Origin of the sequence: Amycolatopsis sp. M39, from assembly GCF_001651785.1 — a bacterium.
Lineage (GTDB): Bacteria > Actinomycetota > Actinomycetes > Mycobacteriales > Pseudonocardiaceae > Amycolatopsis > Amycolatopsis rubida.
On record NZ_LWSF01000032.1, the window covers coordinates 112,852 to 130,597 of the forward strand.

The window sequence follows — 17,746 nt, forward strand, 5'->3', positions numbered from 1 at the left end:
AGGGATTCGACATGGGTGACCGCAAGGAACTGTTGCTCGACGAGGTGATGAAGTACCACCAGGACAAGAGCCGGTTCCAGTCGTTCGTGCCCGGCGTGAGCGAGATCTGGCCCTCCGGCGCGGTTCTGGACGCCGACGACCGCGCCGCGCTGGTCGAGGCCGCGCTGGAACTGCGCATCGCCGCCGGGGCGAAGGCGCAGGTGTTCGAGTCGCGGTTCGCCCGGAAACTGGGCGTGCGCAAGGCGCATCTGACCAACTCGGGGTCCTCGGCCAACCTGCTTGCCCTGTCGGCGCTGACATCGCCGACGCTGGAGGAGCACGCGCTGCGCCCCGGCGACGAGGTGGTCACCGTGGCCGCCGGGTTCCCCACCACGGTGAACCCGATCGTGCAGAACGGCCTCGTCCCGGTCTTCGTCGACGTCGAACTGGGCACGTACAACACCACGCCGGAGCGGGTGGCCGCGGCCATCGGCCCGAAGACGCGTGCCATCATGCTGGCGCACACCCTGGGAAACCCTTACCAGGCAAGCGAAATGGCCGAACTGGCCGAGGAACGGGGACTGTTCCTCGTCGAGGACAACTGCGACGCGGTCGGCTCGACCTACCGGGGCCGGGCCACCGGCGGCTTCGGCGACCTGGCCACCGTGAGCTTCTACCCCGCGCACCACCTGACGATGGGCGAGGGAGGCTGCGTGCTGACCGCGAACCTGTCGCTGGCGCGGGTGGTCGAGTCCATGCGGGACTGGGGCCGGGACTGCTGGTGCGCCCCGGGCGAGAGCGACACCTGCCGCAAGCGGTTCGCCTGCCAGATGGGCGATCTCCCGGCGGGCTACGACCACAAGTACATCTACTCGCATGTCGGCTACAACCTGAAAACCACCGACCTGCAGGCCGCGCTCGGCCTGTCCCAGCTGTCCAAACTGGACTACTTCACCTCGGTGCGGCGGCGCAACTGGCGCCGGCTGCGCCACGCGCTGGACGGCGCGCCGCACCTGATCCTGCCCGAGGCCACCCCGGGCAGCGACCCGAGCTGGTTCGGCTTCGCGGTCACCGTCGAACCCGGCGCGCCGTTCGCGAGGCGGGAGCTGATCCGGTTCCTGGAGGACCGGAAGATCGGCACCCGCCAGATGTTCGCGGGCAACCTGATCCGGCAGCCGGCCTACCAGGGCGTCCGCTACCGGGTCGCCGGCGACCTGACGGCGAGCGACGTGATCACCGAGCAGTCGTTCTGGGTCGGCGTGTACCCGGGGCTGTCCGACGAGATGGTCGACTACGTCGCCGCCTCCCTCAACGAGTTCGTGCGGGCCCGGTGAGGGCGGTGTTCGAGGAGGACCTGGCCGGGGTCTGGGACCTGGTGTACGAGAACGGCCGGGGCAAGGACTACCCCGGCGAGGCCCGGTGGGTCGCGGAGACGATCCGGCGGCTGGCGCCCTCGGCGGACAGCGTGCTCGACGTCGGCTGCGGCACCGGCGGGCACCTGGCCACGCTGGCGAAGGAGTTCCGGCACGCCGAGGGCGTCGACCTGTCCCCGGCTATGGCCGCGATCGCCGCGGCGAAGGCGCCCGGCGCCGCGGTGCACGTGGGCGACATGTGCGAGCTCGACCTGGGCCGCCGGTTCGACGCGGTGGTGTCGCTGTACACCGTCGTCGGCTATCTGCCCTCGGCCGCTGCCCTGCGCACGGCGGTCCGCCGGATGGCCGGTCACCTCAATCCGGGCGGTGTGCTCCTGGTCGAGCCGTGGTGGTTCGCCGAGCGCTTCCTCGACGGCTACGTCGCTGCCGACGTGGTGGAGGCTCCCGGCCGCACGATCGCCCGGATGTCGCACACCGCCCGCCGCGCGGACCGGGCGCGCATGCAGATCGACTACCTGGTCGCCGAGGACGACGGGATCCGGTTCTTCGCCGAGGAGCACGACTTCGGCCTGTGGTCGCGCACCGAGTACGAGCAGGCGTTCGACGCGGCCGGATGCGACGTCGAGTACGTCGACGACGTCCTGTACTGCGGCGTGTTCGTGGCCCGGCCGCGCGCGAACCCCGCGCGCAATCGGGAGGACGCCGCGGGCCGGGCGCCGTTGCGACCCTGAAGAACAGATTCGCGCCGGGCAACCGCCGGCGCGCACCAGCCCGGGGAACACGAGCCCCTCACCGTGAGGAGAAATGGTGTCGACCACCCGAGAAGCGGCCCGAGAACAGCTCGTCCGCGGCGCCGCCGAACTGGCCCCGCTGCTGCGCGAACACGCGGTGTGGCATGACGAAAACCGGCAGCTGCACGACGACGTGGTCGACGCGGTCGCCGACGCCGGGTTGTTCCGGCTGCGCGTGCCCCGGCGCTACGGCGGCTTCGAGGCGGACACCCGCACGCTGGTCGACGTGGCCGCCGAGCTGGGCGCCGCGGACGGCGCGACGGCCTGGACCGCCTCGGTCTGCTGGATCACGACCTGGATGGCCGGCCTTTTCCCGGACGAGGTGCAAGACGAGGTTTTCGGCAACGGCGACGTGCGGGTGTGCGGAACGCTGAGCCCGACCGCGATGGCCAAACCGGTCGGCGGCGGCGTCGTCGTCGACGGCAAGTGGGGCTTCATCAGCGGCGCCCGCCACGCGCAGTGGCAAGTGATCATCGCCGTGCTGGTCGAGCCTGAAGGCGAGCCGTACCCGGTCATGGCCGTGGCGCCGATGTCCGATCTGCTGGTCGTCGACGACTGGCACACTTCGGGCCTGCGCGGCTCGGGCAGCGTCAGCACGGTGGCCAGGGGCGTTTTCGTGCCGAGCGAACGCGTCCTGCCGCTGCCCGCCGTCCTGCAGGGCCAGTACGCGTCGGCGCGCAACTCCGAGCTGCCGATGTTCCGCGCGCCGCTGCTGCCGGTCGCTTCGGCCTCGTCGGTGGGCACGGTGCTCGGGTTGGCCCGGGGCGCCCGGGACACGTTCCGCCGGCGCCTGCCCGACCGGAAGATCACCTACACCGACTACGACAGCCAGAGCGCCGCGCCGCTGACCCACCACCAGGTCGCGGCCGCGACGCTCAAACTGGACCAGGCCGAGTTCCACGCGCACCGCCTGGCGGCCCTGGTGGACGGCAAGGGCGCGGAGAACGCCCCGTGGAAGCTGGAAGAACGAGCCCGGGCGCGCGCCGACCTCGGCGCCGTGGTCGCGCTGGGCCGGGAGGCGGTGGACATTTTCGCCAACGCCAGCGGCGGTTCCTCCATTTTCCTGGACGTGCCGATCCAGCGGATCGCGCGCGACGTCCAGGCGATCAACCAGCACGCCCTGATGCACCCGGACACCAACAACGAGCTTTACGGCCGGGTCCTGTGCGGCCTGGAGCCGAACACGCTCTACATCTGACCATCCGAGCAACGGGAGGACGAGCACGATGACCAGCACCGGGACCGACGCCGACAAGGCCGCGATCGCCTCGCTGACCCAGCGGGTCACGGCCGCCTGGGCCTACCACGACGGCGACGCGTTCGCCGACCTGTTCACCGAGGACGGGACGATGATATTGGCCGGGCAGTTCGCCAAGGGGCGCGAAGCGATCCGGGTGTTCCTCAAGGACGCCTACGCGGGCGAGTACCGCGGCACCCAGGTCACCGGAAAGCCCGTCGACCTTCGTTTCCTGAGCCCGGACGCGGCGATCCTGCTCACCTCGGGCGGGGTCCTCTACCCAGGCGAGTCGGAAGTGGCCGGGCGCAACGCCATCCGGGCGACCTGGACCGCGGTGAAGGAAGCGGGCGAGTGGAAACTGGCCGCGTACCAGAACACCCCGCGGGACAAGGCCGGAGCCGCCCAGGGGTGACACCGGGGCTCCGGCTTCCGGCCGATGCCCGGACTCGGCGCCGACGCCGCGGCAAGGGCGTCCCTCCGGCTCTGCCGAGCGCTCAGGCGCTGATGATCGTCACGACGCCCGACGTCACGATCAGGGCGACGATCGCCCGGTCGAACACCGTGCGCGGAATCCGGCCGATCAGGCGGCCGCCGAGGAGGTTTCCGGCCAGCGCGGCCAGCACCAGGATCGGCAGCCGGGCGCCCAGGCCGGCGCCGTCGAACTGGCCCGCGGTGACCAGGAGGAGCAGGGACAGGCAGTTGGTCACCACGAAATAGCCCGCCAGGTCGCCGACGAAGGTGCGGGGCGGGACTTTCGCGGAGGCGAGCAGGACGGCAGGCGGTGCGCCGTTGAGGGAAGTCGTGGTGGAGAGATATCCGCCCAGCAGCCCGGCGATCGTTTGCTTGACGGTCGTCGCGGGGCGGGCTTCGCGGGCCGGGCGGAGCAGCAGGCGCAGGCCGGAGAGCACGACCACGGTGCCTGCCAGGATGCGGAGGGCCGAGGGCGGGAGCAGATGCAGGGTGAGCGCTCCGGCGGCGGCGCCGGGGAGGCTCGCGGCGCCGAGGACGGCTACCCGGCGCCAGGCGATGTGGGCCCGTTCGCGGTGGAGCACGGCGAGCCTGGTGATCATGGTGGCGATCAGGTTGATCACGACCACCTGCGGCAGCGGGAATCCGATGAGCAGCAACAGGGGAGTGCCGACCAGCGACGCGCCGAATCCGGTCAGGCCGCCGATGAAGCCCGCGAAGGCGATCGCCAGCGCGCCGAGGATCACGCGACGACCGCCTGGCCTACCAAGGCCAGCGACAGCACCGCGAGGATTCCGAGCACGATCCGGCGGACATCCCCGCCGCCGCGGCGGTACAGCAGGCTTCCGGCGGCGACCCCGGCGAGGGCGATGGGGAGGAACAGCGCGGTCTGCAGGAGGACGTCGCCGGCGAGCAGGCCGCCGGCGCCGGCGGTGGCGACGGTCATCGAGTCGGCGGCCAGGAAGAAGACGACCAGGCTCGCGCGGTTCACCGCCACCGGCAGCGGGGACGCCAGGTACATCAGGACGACGGGCGGGCCGCCCATTCCGCAGGCGCCGTTGAGAATTCCGAACGCGGCGCCCATCCCGGTGCACGCGCCGCGGCCGGGCAGGCGACGGGTTCGCCGGCTGAAGGCGAGGGCCAGTGCGGAGATTCCGACCGCCAGCCCGACGGTCAGCCTGGTCGCGCGTTCCGGCAGCGCAGCCAGGAACCAGATGCCGACCGGCAGGCCGGCCAGCGCGCCGGCGATCAGCCAGCGCACGGACGGGCGGTGCGCGTCGGGCCAGGCCTTGGGCAGCAAGCTCACGCTGGAGGCCACTTCCAGCAGGAGCGTGCTCGGGACCACGGCCGGCGGCGGCAGCACGAGGCAGAGGCAGCTCACCCACACCAGGGAAGCGCCGAAGCCGGAGTAGCCACGGATCAGGCCTCCGGCCAGCAAGGCGGCGATGGCGAACGCCATCGCCGCCGGGGGCAGCTGCCAGAAGGTCATCGGAGCGCCGGGGTCCGGGACTGGTGCGGCATCGGGCCTCCCTGAGACGAGCGGACGGGCTTCACCTTGAGGCTCGTCTGGTCACGGCGGTAGGTCCAGAACCGCGGCATCGCGGGGCGCCAGACCGGTCAGGTCGAGGCGACTCCGGCCTCTCCGCGCGAGGAGTCCGTCTCGGTCGCCGCCGCGGGTCCGGCCGGGCGGCGCTTCCGGAACTGGTACGCGATCAGGATCAGCGCCAGCGTCACCGCGCTCAGCCAGAACTGCGAGCGGGTCGTCGGGAGGAACGCCATGGCCAGGATGACCGCCGCCATCAAGGCGATCGTGGCGTAGCTCAGCCACGGGAAGAGCCACATCTTCAGGCTCAGCGCGCCCGGATCGGTGTTCTGCAGGCGTTTCCGCAGACGGACTTGGGCCAGCGCGATGGCCAGGTACACGAAGAGCGCGACCGCGCCGTAGGAGTTCACCAGGAACTGGAAGATCAGGTTCGGCGAGGTGTACGCCGCGATGACGGAGACGTACCCGATGACAGTCCCGGCGATGATGGCTCGGCGGGGGACGCCGCTGCGGGACAGTTTGGTGAACATCTTCGGGGCGTCGCCGTTGCGGGTCAGGGCGAACAGCATCCGCGAGGACGTGTACAGGGCCGAGTTCAGGCAGGAGAGCACGGCCGTCAGGACGATGGCGTTCATGATCGTCGCCACCGCGGGGATGCCCAGGACGTCGAGGACCGCGGCGTACGGGCTGACGGCGGTGTCCGGGGCGTTCCATGCCTTCACCGCGACCACGACGAAGACCGAACCGACGTAGAACAGGACCACGCGGAACACAATGGAGCGCATGGCTTTCGCGATCGCGCGACGCGGTTCGGCGGACTCGGCGGCGGCGATCGTGACGATCTCGGCACCGGTGTAGAAGCCGACGCACGGGACGACCGCGGCCAGTACCGCGCCGATGCCCATGGGGGCGAAACCGCCGTGGGAGACCAGGTTGCCCAAGCCGCCGTGGGCGCCGGGCCAGACGCCGAACAGGTACAGGGCGCCGACCACCAGGAACACCAGGATCGCGATGACCTTGATCGAGGAGAACCAGTATTCGAATTCGCCGTAAGAACGCGCGGAGACCAGGTTCGTGGCGGTCAGCAGCAGGAGCAATCCGAGACTGAGCACCCACAGGGGCACGTTCGGCAGCCACAGTTGCAGGATCCGGCCGCCGGCGACCGCTTCGACGGCGACCACGATCACGAAGAAGTACCAGTACATCCAGCCGACGGTGAAGCCCGCGCGGTTGCCCATCGCTTCCCTGGCGTAGACGTAGAACGAGCCGAGCGCGGGCCGCGCGACGGTCATTTCGGCCAGCATCCGCATGATGAGCACGGTGATCAGCCCGGCGATGAAGAACGAGACCACCGCCGCGGGCCCGGCCGACTGGATGACCACGCCGCTTCCGACGAACAGGCCGGCGCCGATCACGCCGCCCAGTGCGATCAGATTCATGTGGCGTTGCTTGAGGCCCGGTTTGAGACCGCTCTCGGCGGCTGTTTCCGGTGCAGAACCCACGTCTCCTCCTTCCGGCGGCGCCGGGGGACCTCGATGTCCCCGCGCCGGCCGCCGCCGCGATGTCGCTGAGAGCTGCTGTGTGGTTCCCGTCACCGTAGAAAGGAACAGGCCCCTCCGCGAGAGCCAGATACCGCCGATGCTCTGGGACCAGAACGCGCCGGTCCCGGACAGCACGACGGGCGCCGGGTGCCCCGTTCACCACGAGGTACCCAGCGCCCGCCGGTGCTATCCCTCAGGGCTGGATCGCCTTCTCCACGTCGGTGAGCATGCCGTCGATGCCGTGCAGCAGCTCGTCGAGCACGTCCGTGCCGGCCACCAGCGGGGGCGAAACCATGAGCATGGTCGCGCCGCGGTCGTCGCCGCGGAGGATGACTCCGGTGCGGCGGAACGACTCCGGCAGGACTTCCCGCAACACCGTCAGCGACTCCTCATCGGTCAGCTCGCGGCCGCCGTCGCGGTCGGCCATCAGCTCGATCGCGTAGAAGAACCCGGTGCCGCGGACGTCCTTGACGCAGCGGTGCGCGTCCTTCAGCGACTCCAGCGCGGCGTGCAGCTTCGGGCCCTCGGCGAGGACGTGCTCGGGCACCTTTTCGTCGCGCATGGCGCTGATGTTGGCGACCGCGACGGCCGTCGACACCGGGTGGCCGCCCCAGGTCGCGCCGTGGGTGAACACGCCGCCCTTCGGGGAGTCGTACAGCTCGGTGACCAGCTGCTCGCGCACGATCACGCCGCCGAGCGGGGCGTAGCCCGAGGTGGAGCCCTTGGCGAAGGTGATCAGGTCCGGTACCACACCGGTGAGGCCGTGGCCGAAGAAGTGGCCGAGGCGGCCGAAGGAGCAGATGACCTCGTCCGAAACGAGCAGGATGCCGTACTTGTCGCACAGCGCCCGCAGGGCAGGCCAGTAGCCCTCCGGCGGGACGAGTGCGCCCCGGCCGTTCTGGACCGGCTCGGCGAAGACCGCGGCGACCGTCTCCGGTCCCTCTTCGAGGATGACCGCCTCGATCGCGCGGACGCAGTCCAGCTGGTCGGCCGGGCCGCGGTCGCCGGTGAAACCGAGGGTGTTCGGGACGTGCCGGATGCCCGGCAGCAGCGGGCCGAACGGCTCCTTGATCTTCGGCAGGCCGGTCACCGACAGCGCGCCCATGGTCGTTCCGTGGTAGGCCATTTCGCGGCTGATGATCTTCGTCCGCTCCGGGGCGCCCTGGCTGCGGTGGTACTGCCGGACGAACTTCAGCGCGGTCTCGACCGCCTCCGAACCGGAGTTCACGAAGAACGTGGTGCCGAGGTCGCCGGGGGCGAGGTCGGCGATGATCCGGGCGGCCTCGATCGACGGCGGGTGCGCCGAGCCCCAGTTGCTGGCGTAGGCGAGGGTGCCGGCCTGCTCGGCCGCGGCCTTGGCGATGTCCGCGCGGCCGTGGCCCATGTTGACGCAGAACAGCCCGGCGAGACCGTCGAGGTGACGGCGGCCCTCGGTGTCGACGAGGTAGCTGCCCTCGCCGCGGACGAACACCGGGAAGTCGCTCTGCCAGGTGTCCTTGCGCGTGAAGTGCGGCCCGAGGTGTCGGCGGGCAGTGGCCCGCAGCTCCGTGACGTTCACCTGGCGACCTCCTGAGTGTGTGCGAGAACGGGAATGTGTCGACGATCGCAATCTTTCTGGTCCACGCCCAGAGCCAGAAAGAGGCCGATCACGGGGGCCAGATGCGAGGGGCGGGACGTGAGAAGCCCGGCCGGGCATGAGGGCTCGGCCGGGCAGGGGCCGTGCGGGTTCAGCACGGGGAGAACCGTGCTGAACCCGCACGAGGGGATCAGACGTAGTCCTGGTACTTCTCCAGGAACCGCACCGGCTTCGACAGCGCGTCGCGGCGGAACGGGTCGCCAAGCTCGCGGGTGCACATGATCTCGATGACCGTCGTGCGGCCCTCGTTCATCTGCGCGTCCACAGCCTTCTGCAGCGCCGGGCCGACGTCCTCGAGCTTGTCCACGACGATGCCGTCCGCGCCCATCGCCTGCGCGATGCCGGCGAAGCTCTCGCTTTCCAGTTCGCCCGCGACGAAACGACGGTCGTAGAAGTCGACCTGGTTCTTCTTTTCCGCGCCCCACTGGCGGTTGTGGAACACGACGGCGGTGACCGGGATGTCGTGCCGCACCGCGGTCATGATCTCGCCCATGCTCATGCCCCACGCGCCGTCGCCGGCGTACGCGATCGCCGGCCGGTCCATCGCGGCGGCCTTGGCGCCGATGATGGTCGGCAGCGCGTAACCGCAGTTGCCGAAGGACATCGGCGCGAAGAAGGACCGCGGCTCCTCGAAGCGCAGGTAGCTGTGCGCCACGGAGTTGATGTTGCCGATGTCCGTGGAGACCATCACCCGCGGCGGCATGGCCTTCTCCAGCTCGCGCAGGACCTGGCGCGGGTGCAGCCAGTTGCCTTCCTCGCCCTCCTGCTCGGCGATCATGTCGAGGGAGTAGGGGTCCTTCTCGTGGGTCCACGCGGAGAGTTCTTCCTCCCACGCGTCCTTCTCGGCCTTGGTGCGGCCGGCGCGCTCGCCGCGGGTGGCGTCGCAGGCGAGAGTGCGGTCCGCGAGACGCTCGGTCAGCGCCGCGGCGGCGGCCTTCGCGTCGCCGCAGATGCCGACGGTGATCTTCTTGACCAGGCCGAGCATCTTGTGGTCCGCGTCGATCTGGATGATCTTCGCGTTCTTCGGCCAGTAGTCCATGCCGTGCTGCGGCAGGGTGCCGAACGGCCCGAGCCGGGTGCCGAGCGCGATCACCACGTCCGCCTGCGAGATGAGCTTCATCGCGGCCTTGGAGCCCTGGTAGCCGAGCGGGCCGCACCACTGCGGGTGGCTGGCCGGGAAGCTGTCGTTGTGCTGGTAGCTGTTGACGACCGGCGCGCCGAGGCGTTCCGCGAGCGCCTTGGCCTCCTCGACGCCGTCGGACATGACGACCCCGCCGCCGGCGATGACGACCGGGAACTCGGCACTCGCCAGCAGCTCGGCGGCCTGGGCGAGGCTCTTGTCGCCGCCGGGGCCGCGGTCCAGCCGCTGCGGCTCGGGGATCTCGGTCTCGATCTCGCCGTAGAAGAAGTCGCGCGGGATGTTCAGCTGGGTCGGGCCGAGTTCCGCGTGCGCCCGGTCGAAGGCCCGCGCGGTGTACTCGGCCATCCGCTTCGGGTTGTTGACGTGCGCCTGGTACTTGGTGAACTCCTGGAACATGGGCAGCTGGTTGGCCTCCTGGAAGCCGCCCAGCCCGGTGCCCATGGTGCCCGCCTCCGGCGTGATCATCACGACCGGGCTGTGCGCCCAGAACGCCGCCGCGATCGCGGTGACGCAGTTGCTGATGCCGGGGCCGTTCTGCCCGATCACGACGCCGTGGCGCCCGCTGACCCGGGCGTAGCCGTCGGCCATGTGCGCGGCGCCCTGCTCGTGCACGACCGGGACGAGCCGGATGCCGGCCGGCGCGAAGATGTCCATCGCGTCCATGAAGGCCGAGCCCATGATGCCGAAGATGTCGGTGACGCCGTTGGCCACCATCGTCTCGACGAAGGCCTCCGACGGGGTCATCTTCGCCGTCCCGCTGACGACGGTGCGGCCGTCGCCCGTCTTCCTCTCCGCCATGGTTGAACTCCTTCGACGCTGAAAGTCTTGGTTTTCGGTACGTGAGGTTCGTAAAAGTTGAACACGACGGACGATAGGACGCCGCGCACGGGAGGTCAACCGGAAGTTGCTGGAAAACGAGACAGGATGTGCTACTTTTCGGAACGTGAGTGAGTTGCGGAAGACCAGCGCCGTGGAACTCGTGCGCGAGCCGGACGGCGCGGGCCTCGACGGAGACACCCCGACCATGCGGCTGTTCGCGCTGCTTGAGCTGATCGCGGCGAAGGACCAGCTGGTGACGCTGCAGAGCCTGGTCGAGGAGACCGGCCTGCCGAAGCCGACGCTGCACCGGATGCTGCAGCAGCTGGAAGGCGCGGGCCTGCTCGTGCGCCAGGCCGACGGACGGCATTACGGCACCGGCGACCGGCTGCGCCGCCTCGCGGAGAACCTGCTGCTCAACGCGACGCACCACGGCGCGCGGCGCGCGGTGCTCAGCCATCTGGTCGACGAGCTGGGGGAGAGCTGCAACATCACCGCGCTGTCCGGCAGCGAGATCGTCTACCTCGACCGTGTCGAAACCCCCGAACCGCTGCGGTTCTACCTGCGGCCGGGCTCGCGCGTGCCGATCCACTGCTCGGCCAGCGGCAAGATCATCCTGTCCCAGATGAGCCCGGCGCAGCGGCGCAAGCTTCTCGCGCACGCTCCGCTGAAGCAGTACACCGCCAAGACAGTCACCGATCTCGACGCGCTGGAAGAGGAGTTCGCCCGGATCCGGCGCGACGGATTCGCCCTCGACGACGAGGAATTCCTGCCCGGGCTCGTCTGCGTGGCGGTGCTGGTGCCCAGCCGCAGCGGGCGGTCCAATCTGGCGGTGGCGGTGCAGGCCCCGGTCATGCGGCTCACCGCCGACAAGGCTTTGCAGGCGCTTCCCGCGTTGCAGCGGGCCGCCGAAGCGATCAAGGACGTCGAGGCCGAGGGATCGGCCGACGACGCCGACAGCATCCCGTCCTGACGGAGGTCCCCTGATGAACCCGTTGTGCGGCAACGGCCCCGACGCCCGGATCGCCGTGCGCGACGCGTTCGGCATCGACTCGAACCTGATGGTCCCGGCCTTCTCCGAGCCGGACGAGCACGTGCCCGAGATCGATCCGGCCTACCGGTTCAACCCGGACGTGACGCTCGCCTTGCTGGCCGGGTTCGCGCACAACCGGCGCGTGCTCGTGCAGGGACTGCACGGCACCGGCAAGTCCACGCACGTCGAGCAGGTCGCGGCGCGGCTGAACTGGCCGTGCCTGCGGGTGAACCTCGACGGGCACCTCAGCAGGCTCGACCTCGTCGGCAAGGACGCGGTGGTGCTGCGCGAAGGCAAGCAGGTCACCGAGTTCCGCGAGGGCATCCTGCCGTGGTCGCTGCGGCGGCCGACCGCGCTGATCCTCGACGAGTACGACGCGGGGCGGCCGGACGTCATGTTCGTCATCCAGCGGCTGCTCGAACGGGACGGCAGGTTCACCCTGATCGACAGCAACACCGTGCTGCGCCCGCATCCGGGTTTCCGGCTGTTCGCCACGGCCAACACCGTGGGGCTGGGCAATCTCAACGGGCTCTACCACGGCGTTCAGCGGCTCAACCACGCGCAGATCGACCGGTGGAACATCGTCGCCGCGCTCGACTACCTGGCGCCGGAAGAGGAAGCCGCGATCGTGCGGGCGCGCGTGCCGCGGACGACCGAGCAGTTCGCCGAAGCGATGGTGGCGGTCGCCGGGCTGACCCGCGAGGGGTTCCGGGCCGGCGACCTGTCCGCGCTGATGTCGCCGCGCACGGTCATCACGTGGGCGGAGAACTGCGAGATCTTCGGCGATCCGGCGCTCGCGTTCCGGCTGACCTTCCTCAACAAATGCGACGAGGCCGAACGCCCGGTCGTCGCCGAGTACTTCCAGCGCTGCTTCGACCTGGAGCTGGCCGCGGCGTGAGCACGCCCGAGACCCGGCGGCGCCAGCAGGTCGAGGAGCTGTCCGCGGCGGCGATCCGGGCGGTCAGCGGGGTGCCGGACGCGCATTTCCGGGGCGGGCGCTTGCATCGCGGCACCCGTCCGGCTCCGGCGCCCGCGCCGCATTTGCGCTCGGCGGACGAGGACGTGCAGTCCTTCCGCGGTGCGGCGGACGGGATGGCGCTGCATCTGAGCCGGTCCGATCGGGAGCTGCACAAGCGGTTGCGGCCGGACGGCGGTGTCGAGCGGCTGCTGTTCGAGCTGCTGGAGCAGTTCCGGGTGGAGTCGCTGGTTCCGGCTGGTTTTCCGGGCGTGACGGCGAATGTGCGGCGGCGGCACGAACGCTGGTCGCTCTCGGCGCACCACAATGGACTGACCGAGACCGCGCGCGGGGTGCTGCTTTACACCGTCGCGCAGGTGGCGCGGGCGCGGATCACCGGCGAGCCGGTCGTGGAAGAGACCGAGGACCTGATCGAGGCGACCCGTGCGGCGATCGCGCCGATGCTCGGTGCGCAGCTGGCCGGGCTCCGGCGGAACCGGGCTGATCAGGCGGCGTTCGCGGAGCATGCGCGGGCGCTGGCCGAGACGGTCGCCGGGCTGCTGGAGCCGGAGAGGCCCGAAGATTCCGAGGACGAAGAAGACACCGCGGCGTACGCGCTGCTGCTGGATTTCGACGACGAAACCGGCGGCGAGGAAGGCGGTGCCGCGGGTCTCGGCGACCAGGACGGGCCGGTGGCGGCCGGGTCGTATCGGGTTTTCACCACCGACTACGACCGCGAGGACCGGGTGGGACCGTTGGTGCGGCCGGAATTGCTGCGCGAGTTGCGCGAACGGCTTGACGCCCGGGTGGCGAAGCAGGGCGTCAACGTGGCCCGGCTCGCGCGGGAACTCACGGCGGTGCTCGCCGAGCCGGAGCGGTCCGGCTGGGACGGTGCGCAGGAGGAGGGCCAGATCGACGGCCGGGCCCTCGCGCGGTTGATCGCGACGCCTGCGGACCGTCGGGTGTTCCGGGTCGAGCGGACCGAACCGGTCGCCGACGTGCTGGTGACCTTCCTGATCGACTGCTCCGGTTCGATGAAGGCGCACCGGGAAACCGTCGCGGTGCTGGTCGATCTGTTCGCTCGCGCGCTCGATCTCGCCGGGGCCGGTTGCGAAATCCTCGGCTTCACGACGGGTGCCTGGCACGGCGGCCGGGCGCGGCGGGACTGGATGCGTGCCGGGCGGCCGAAGCAGCCAGGGCGGCTCAACGAGCGTCGGCACCTGGTGTTCAAGGACGCGGCGACACCGTGGCGGCGCGCGCGGCGGGACGTCGCGGCGTTGCTCAAGGCCGATCTGTTCCGCGAGGGCGTCGACGGCGAGGCGGTGGCGTGGGCGGCTGAACGGGCACGGGGATGGGAGGCTCGGCGGCGGCTGGTTTTCGTGCTGTCGGACGGAAGTCCGATGGACGGCGCGACCGCGCTGGCCAATGAGGAGCGTTACCTTGATCGCCATCTGGTGCAGGTGGCTGACGGGCTGGAGCGGAGCGACACGGAGGTGTATGGCATCGGGGTCGGTCTCGACCTCAGCGCGTACTACCGCCGCAGTGTGGTGGTGGAGGCCGAGGGTGATACGGGATTCCGGACGTTTCGTGAGATCCTCGGACTGGTGTCGTGAGTGTCTATGCCGGTTCTCACCGGCATAGACACTCACGACACCCTCAGCGCGCGGCTGCCGCGGCCGGGCTCGCTGCCACCCCTGTGCCGCTCTCCAAGGCGATGGGCGACCGTCGCCGGCCGGGAGCGAGCAGGCTCCAGCCGAACACGATCAGCAGGTTCACGCCCATCGACACCAGACCGGTGTTGAGGCCGCCGAGCGTCACGCCGGTGGCGTACAGGACGACCGCGGTCACCACGCCGACCACCATGCCGGTCGCGATCGCGGCCGTGCGCACCCGCCGGGCGAACAGGATCGCCAGCCAGCCTGGGACGACCTGGGCCAGCAGGTTGTAGGTCAGGTTCAGCACGGTGAGCATCAGCGTCGAGGCGGTCAGCGTGAGCACGGCGGCGAGCACCAGGAACACCGCCACCGCCACGACCGTCCAGCGCCGTTGCGCCGCGGGCCGGACGTTCGGGGCCAGGTTGCGGCTGACCATGCCGCCGATCGCCAACGCCGTCGCGGACAGCACCAGCACGCCGGACAACGCGGCGCCGGCCGCCACGAGACCCAGAACCGGTTCCGGGAGAAGGCCTTTCGCGGTCACCATGAAGACCGTGTTCGGGTTCTTCAGCCCGGGGTGCTGCTTGAGGCCGTAGTAGGCGGCGAAGACGAGGAACGGGTAGATGAGCATGTACAGCGGCATCCACACCGTCGAACTCTTCACCGCCCGCTCGGAGCGCGCCGGGAACACGTACGCGCCGCCGAAGCCGAGGTAGAAGACCACGCTCTGGAACAGGATCGTGGTCATCGCGAACCAGAGGTCCTGGCCGCCCATCGTGGTTTGCGCCCTGGCCAGCGCCGCCGGCCCGGTGACCCCGGACGTCCCGCCGGCGACCAGCACCGCGGCGAGGCCGACGAGCACCACGCCGAGCAGCATGAACGCGTCCTTGAGGATCGACACGAACGCGGGGGAGCGGATGCCGGACACGGCGATGTAGGCGAACGCGATGATCCCGGCCAGGATGACGCACTGCACGGGCGTCAGGTTCAGCCCGAGGTTGCTCAGCACCACTTGCAGGCCGATGAACTGGTACTGGCCCCACGGCACGAGCGCGATCAGCATCGTCACGCAGGTGATCAGCTCCAGCGTCCGGCTGCCGTAGTGGCGGCCGAAGACGTCCGGGACGGTCATCGCGTCGTGCTTGCGCGCCGCGCGCCAGACCAGCGGGGCGAGGAAGTAGCCCAGCGAGTAGGCGAGCAGGATGTAGCCGAGGAACCAGATCCCGTAGCTCGCGCCGTGGGCGTAGATGCCGCTCGGGAAGCCGATCATCGTGCCGATGCTGTACACCTCGCCGACCGCCAGGAAGTACAGCAGCCACGGCGGGAACGAGCGGCCGCCGACCAGGAACTCGGAGATCCCGCCGCCGCGCGCCGAGCGGCCCGCCCACAGCGCCAGCAGGATCGACAGCCCCATCACGACCGCGACGATGAGAATCAGCATGGCTGGTCCTCCTTCGCCGGAGGCTTGTCCGCCGGATAGTGCTCGCGGTCGAAGAACCGCCAGCTGATCCACAGGCACAGGGTGGTCAGCGGGAAGCAGAGGAACATCCAGAAGAACACCAGCGGGAACCCGGCGACGGTCGCGGGCGAGCCCGCCGCCAGCGGGATTCCGCCGAGGATCGCGACCGCGGGGACGCCGAGCCCGACGCACAGGCTCGGCCAGCTCCGGATCATCGGTCGCCTCCGGCCGGTACCGGATCGCGTTGCCAGACCAGCCGTCCGCCGATCACCGTGGCGTCGACGGTCAGGTCCCGGATCCGGTTCGGGTCCCCTGTGGTCGGGTCCCCGGACAGCACGACGAGATCGGCGAGCTTGCCGATTTCGAGACTGCCCTTCACGGTCTCCTCGCCAGCCAGGTACGCGGCGTCGATGGTGTAACCGCGCAAGGCGGCTTCGACGTCGATCGCCTGTTCCGGGCCGAGGAGCTGGCCGGAGCTGGTTTGCCGGGCGACGGCGCACCAGATGCCTTCCAGCGGCGGCACCGGGGTGACCGGGGTGTCGGAGTGGAGTCCGAAGCGGATTCCGCGGGAGCGGGCCGACGCGAGCGGGCTGATCCGGCGAGCGCGTTCCGGGCCGAGGAAAACGTCCCGGTGCCGGTCGCCCCAGTAGTAGACGTGCTTGATGAAGAACGAAGCGGCGATGCCGTTTTCGGCCATCCGGTCGAGCTGGTCCTCGCGGGCGGTCTGGCAGTGTTCGATGCGGTGGCGGCGGCCGGTGCCTTCGGGCGCGCCGAGCCGGGCGTAGCCGTCGATGATGGCGTCGATCGCGGCATCGCCGTTGCCGTGCACCGCGACCTGCCAGCCGGCGGCGTCGAGCGCGGCGATGCGGCGGGACAGGTCGTCCGGTTCGAGCAGCATCATGCCGTGCTCGCCGGGGTCGCAGGTGTAGCCCTCGGCCAGGCAGCCGGTGCGGCCCTGGATCGAGCCGTCCGCGACGATCTTGATGCCGTTCATGGTGAAGCCGTCCGGGTTGGACGGGTCCGGCGATTCGGGGGCGCCCTCGGCGAGGCCGGGCAGGAGGGTGTGGAAGAGGTAGCCGTGGACGCGGGTGCGCAGCTTTCCGGCGCGGGTCAGCATCCGGTAGGCGGCGAGTTCCTGTTCGCCGCCGATCAGGCCGATTCCGGTGTCGTGCACCGAAGTGACGCCGTTGCGCAGATACTCGGCGTCGGCGAGCTGGAGTGCCGCGGCCAGTTCGCCGGGGCCTTGCGCGGGCATCGCGGAGTTGACCAGGAACGCCGCGGTCTCGATGAGGAGGCCGGTCGGTTCGCCGCGTTCGTCGCGGGCGATGACGCCGCCGGGCGGGTCGGGCGTGGCCGCGGTGATGCCGACGGCTCGCAGCGCGGCGGAATTCGCCACGCTGAAGTGCCCGGTCACGTGGGTGAGCAGGACCGGGTTGTGCGGAGAAGCCGGGTCCAGGTCGTGCCGGACGGGATGCCGGTTGTCGGCGAGAAGCGTGTCGTCGTAACGGAAACCCTTGATCCATTCGCCGGGGCCGAACTCGCGCGCCGCCTGCCGGACGCGGCCGGCGATATCGCTGATCCGGTCGTTGGGCGGGCTTCCGGCGTCGACCGGGGCGGCCAGCGCCATGCCGAAGAACGACGGATGGTTGTGCGACTCCACGAAGCCCGGTATCACGGTGCGCCCGGCCAGGTCGAGCACTGTCGTTCCGGGACCGGCGAGAGCGGCGATCGACCGGTCGTCGCCGACGTGGGTGATCCGGCCGTCGCGGGCGGCGAGCGCGGACGCCCGCGTCCCGCCCCGGTCGAGAGTCAGCACCGTGCCCCCGAGCACCACCAGGTCGGGGGCCGGACGAGCGGATACCGCGGGTTCGCCCACGATGGGACCTCCTTGTCCACGTGTCCTGCCCCCACGACAGTGCCGGGGGAGCCGGCCCGCGAACAGGTCCAGAAAGCGACGCGCGCGTGGCGCCAGCGCAGTGCCGGTCAGCGCGTTCAGGCGCGTTCGGGCGCGTGAGGGGAACCCTGACGGAATCAGATTCCCTCAGAGGGTGTTTCGAAACCCGCGTGGTCAGTCGCTGAATCCGTGTGTTACACGGCAGCTTGCACACAACCGCCCGAT

15 protein-coding genes are annotated in these 17,746 nt (G+C 70.4%); 7 read left to right on the forward strand and 8 right to left on the reverse strand.

Annotated elements, in window-relative coordinates:
- Positions 1 to 11: 11 nt before the first annotated feature.
- The 4 genes from rfbH (at position 12) to A4R44_RS40400 (ending at position 3,792) form a co-directional block, all read left to right on the forward strand.
- On the forward strand, positions 12 to 1,313 hold the full coding sequence (gene rfbH / locus A4R44_RS40385) for a lipopolysaccharide biosynthesis protein RfbH (protein WP_067593372.1): 1,302 nt from the start codon (positions 12 to 14) through the stop codon (positions 1,311 to 1,313).
- 5 nt (positions 1,314 to 1,318) lie between these two features.
- On the forward strand, positions 1,319 to 2,083 hold the full coding sequence (locus A4R44_RS40390) for a class I SAM-dependent methyltransferase (protein WP_067593456.1): 765 nt from the start codon (positions 1,319 to 1,321) through the stop codon (positions 2,081 to 2,083).
- Between the two features lie 76 nt (positions 2,084 to 2,159).
- Positions 2,160 to 3,341 (forward strand): acyl-CoA dehydrogenase family protein, encoded by a 1,182-nt coding sequence (locus A4R44_RS40395; RefSeq protein ID WP_304456056.1) that lies wholly within the window; start codon positions 2,160 to 2,162, stop codon positions 3,339 to 3,341.
- A 28-nt stretch (positions 3,342 to 3,369) separates the two neighbouring features.
- On the forward strand, positions 3,370 to 3,792 hold the full coding sequence (locus tag A4R44_RS40400; RefSeq protein WP_067593380.1) for an SgcJ/EcaC family oxidoreductase: 423 nt from the start codon (positions 3,370 to 3,372) through the stop codon (positions 3,790 to 3,792).
- 82 nt (positions 3,793 to 3,874) lie between these two features.
- Here A4R44_RS40400 and A4R44_RS40405 read toward each other — a convergent pair whose 3' ends face one another.
- The 5 genes from A4R44_RS40405 to xsc all read right to left on the reverse strand — a co-directional run bounded on the left by A4R44_RS40405 (position 3,875) and on the right by xsc (position 10,507).
- Entirely contained in the window at positions 3,875 to 4,594 is a 720-nt protein-coding gene (locus A4R44_RS40405) for a sulfite exporter TauE/SafE family protein (RefSeq protein ID WP_067593383.1), read from the reverse strand.
- Positions 4,591 to 5,337: a sulfite exporter TauE/SafE family protein gene (locus A4R44_RS40410; RefSeq protein WP_067593385.1), complete on the reverse strand. Its 747-nt coding sequence runs from the start codon at positions 5,335 to 5,337 to the stop codon at positions 4,591 to 4,593. Before A4R44_RS40410 ends, A4R44_RS40405 begins: the two co-directional genes overlap by 4 nt.
- Positions 5,338 to 5,465: 128 nt before the next feature.
- A complete protein-coding gene (locus tag A4R44_RS40415; protein ID WP_202506672.1) occupies positions 5,466 to 6,830 on the reverse strand; it encodes an amino acid permease in 1,365 nt (454 codons plus the stop codon).
- A gap of 295 nt (positions 6,831 to 7,125) precedes the next feature.
- A complete protein-coding gene (locus A4R44_RS40420) occupies positions 7,126 to 8,490 on the reverse strand; it encodes an aspartate aminotransferase family protein (RefSeq protein WP_067593391.1) in 1,365 nt (454 codons plus the stop codon).
- A gap of 208 nt (positions 8,491 to 8,698) precedes the next feature.
- Positions 8,699 to 10,507 carry a sulfoacetaldehyde acetyltransferase gene (gene xsc, locus A4R44_RS40425; RefSeq protein ID WP_067593394.1) on the reverse strand — a complete coding sequence of 603 codons (1,809 nt, stop codon included), beginning with the start codon at positions 10,505 to 10,507 and terminating at the stop codon, positions 8,699 to 8,701.
- A gap of 145 nt (positions 10,508 to 10,652) precedes the next feature.
- Between xsc and A4R44_RS40430 the strand changes: the two genes are divergently transcribed.
- The 3 genes from A4R44_RS40430 to A4R44_RS40440 are packed head-to-tail and all read left to right on the forward strand — an operon-like array spanning position 10,653 to position 14,126.
- Positions 10,653 to 11,498, forward strand: coding sequence for an IclR family transcriptional regulator (locus tag A4R44_RS40430; protein ID WP_067593397.1), 846 nt, complete (start codon positions 10,653 to 10,655; stop codon positions 11,496 to 11,498).
- 13 nt (positions 11,499 to 11,511) lie between these two features.
- On the forward strand, positions 11,512 to 12,456 hold the full coding sequence (locus A4R44_RS40435) for an AAA family ATPase (protein ID WP_067593400.1): 945 nt from the start codon (positions 11,512 to 11,514) through the stop codon (positions 12,454 to 12,456).
- Positions 12,453 to 14,126 carry a cobalt chelatase gene (locus A4R44_RS40440; protein ID WP_067593403.1) on the forward strand — a complete coding sequence of 558 codons (1,674 nt, stop codon included), beginning with the start codon at positions 12,453 to 12,455 and terminating at the stop codon, positions 14,124 to 14,126. The genes A4R44_RS40435 and A4R44_RS40440 overlap by 4 nt, the downstream gene beginning before the upstream one ends.
- Positions 14,127 to 14,169: 43 nt before the next feature.
- Here A4R44_RS40440 and A4R44_RS40445 read toward each other — a convergent pair whose 3' ends face one another.
- Genes A4R44_RS40445 through A4R44_RS40455 form a run of 3 tightly spaced genes read right to left on the reverse strand, consistent with a single transcriptional unit; the run spans position 14,170 to position 17,503 of the window.
- Positions 14,170 to 15,609, reverse strand: coding sequence for a sodium:solute symporter (locus tag A4R44_RS40445; protein WP_067593406.1), 1,440 nt, complete (start codon positions 15,607 to 15,609; stop codon positions 14,170 to 14,172).
- A complete protein-coding gene (locus A4R44_RS40450; RefSeq protein WP_067593409.1) occupies positions 15,603 to 15,842 on the reverse strand; it encodes a DUF3311 domain-containing protein in 240 nt (79 codons plus the stop codon). The genes A4R44_RS40445 and A4R44_RS40450 overlap by 7 nt, the downstream gene beginning before the upstream one ends.
- A complete protein-coding gene (locus A4R44_RS40455) occupies positions 15,839 to 17,503 on the reverse strand; it encodes an amidohydrolase (RefSeq protein WP_067593412.1) in 1,665 nt (554 codons plus the stop codon). Before A4R44_RS40455 ends, A4R44_RS40450 begins: the two co-directional genes overlap by 4 nt.
- Positions 17,504 to 17,746 lie beyond the last annotated feature (243 nt).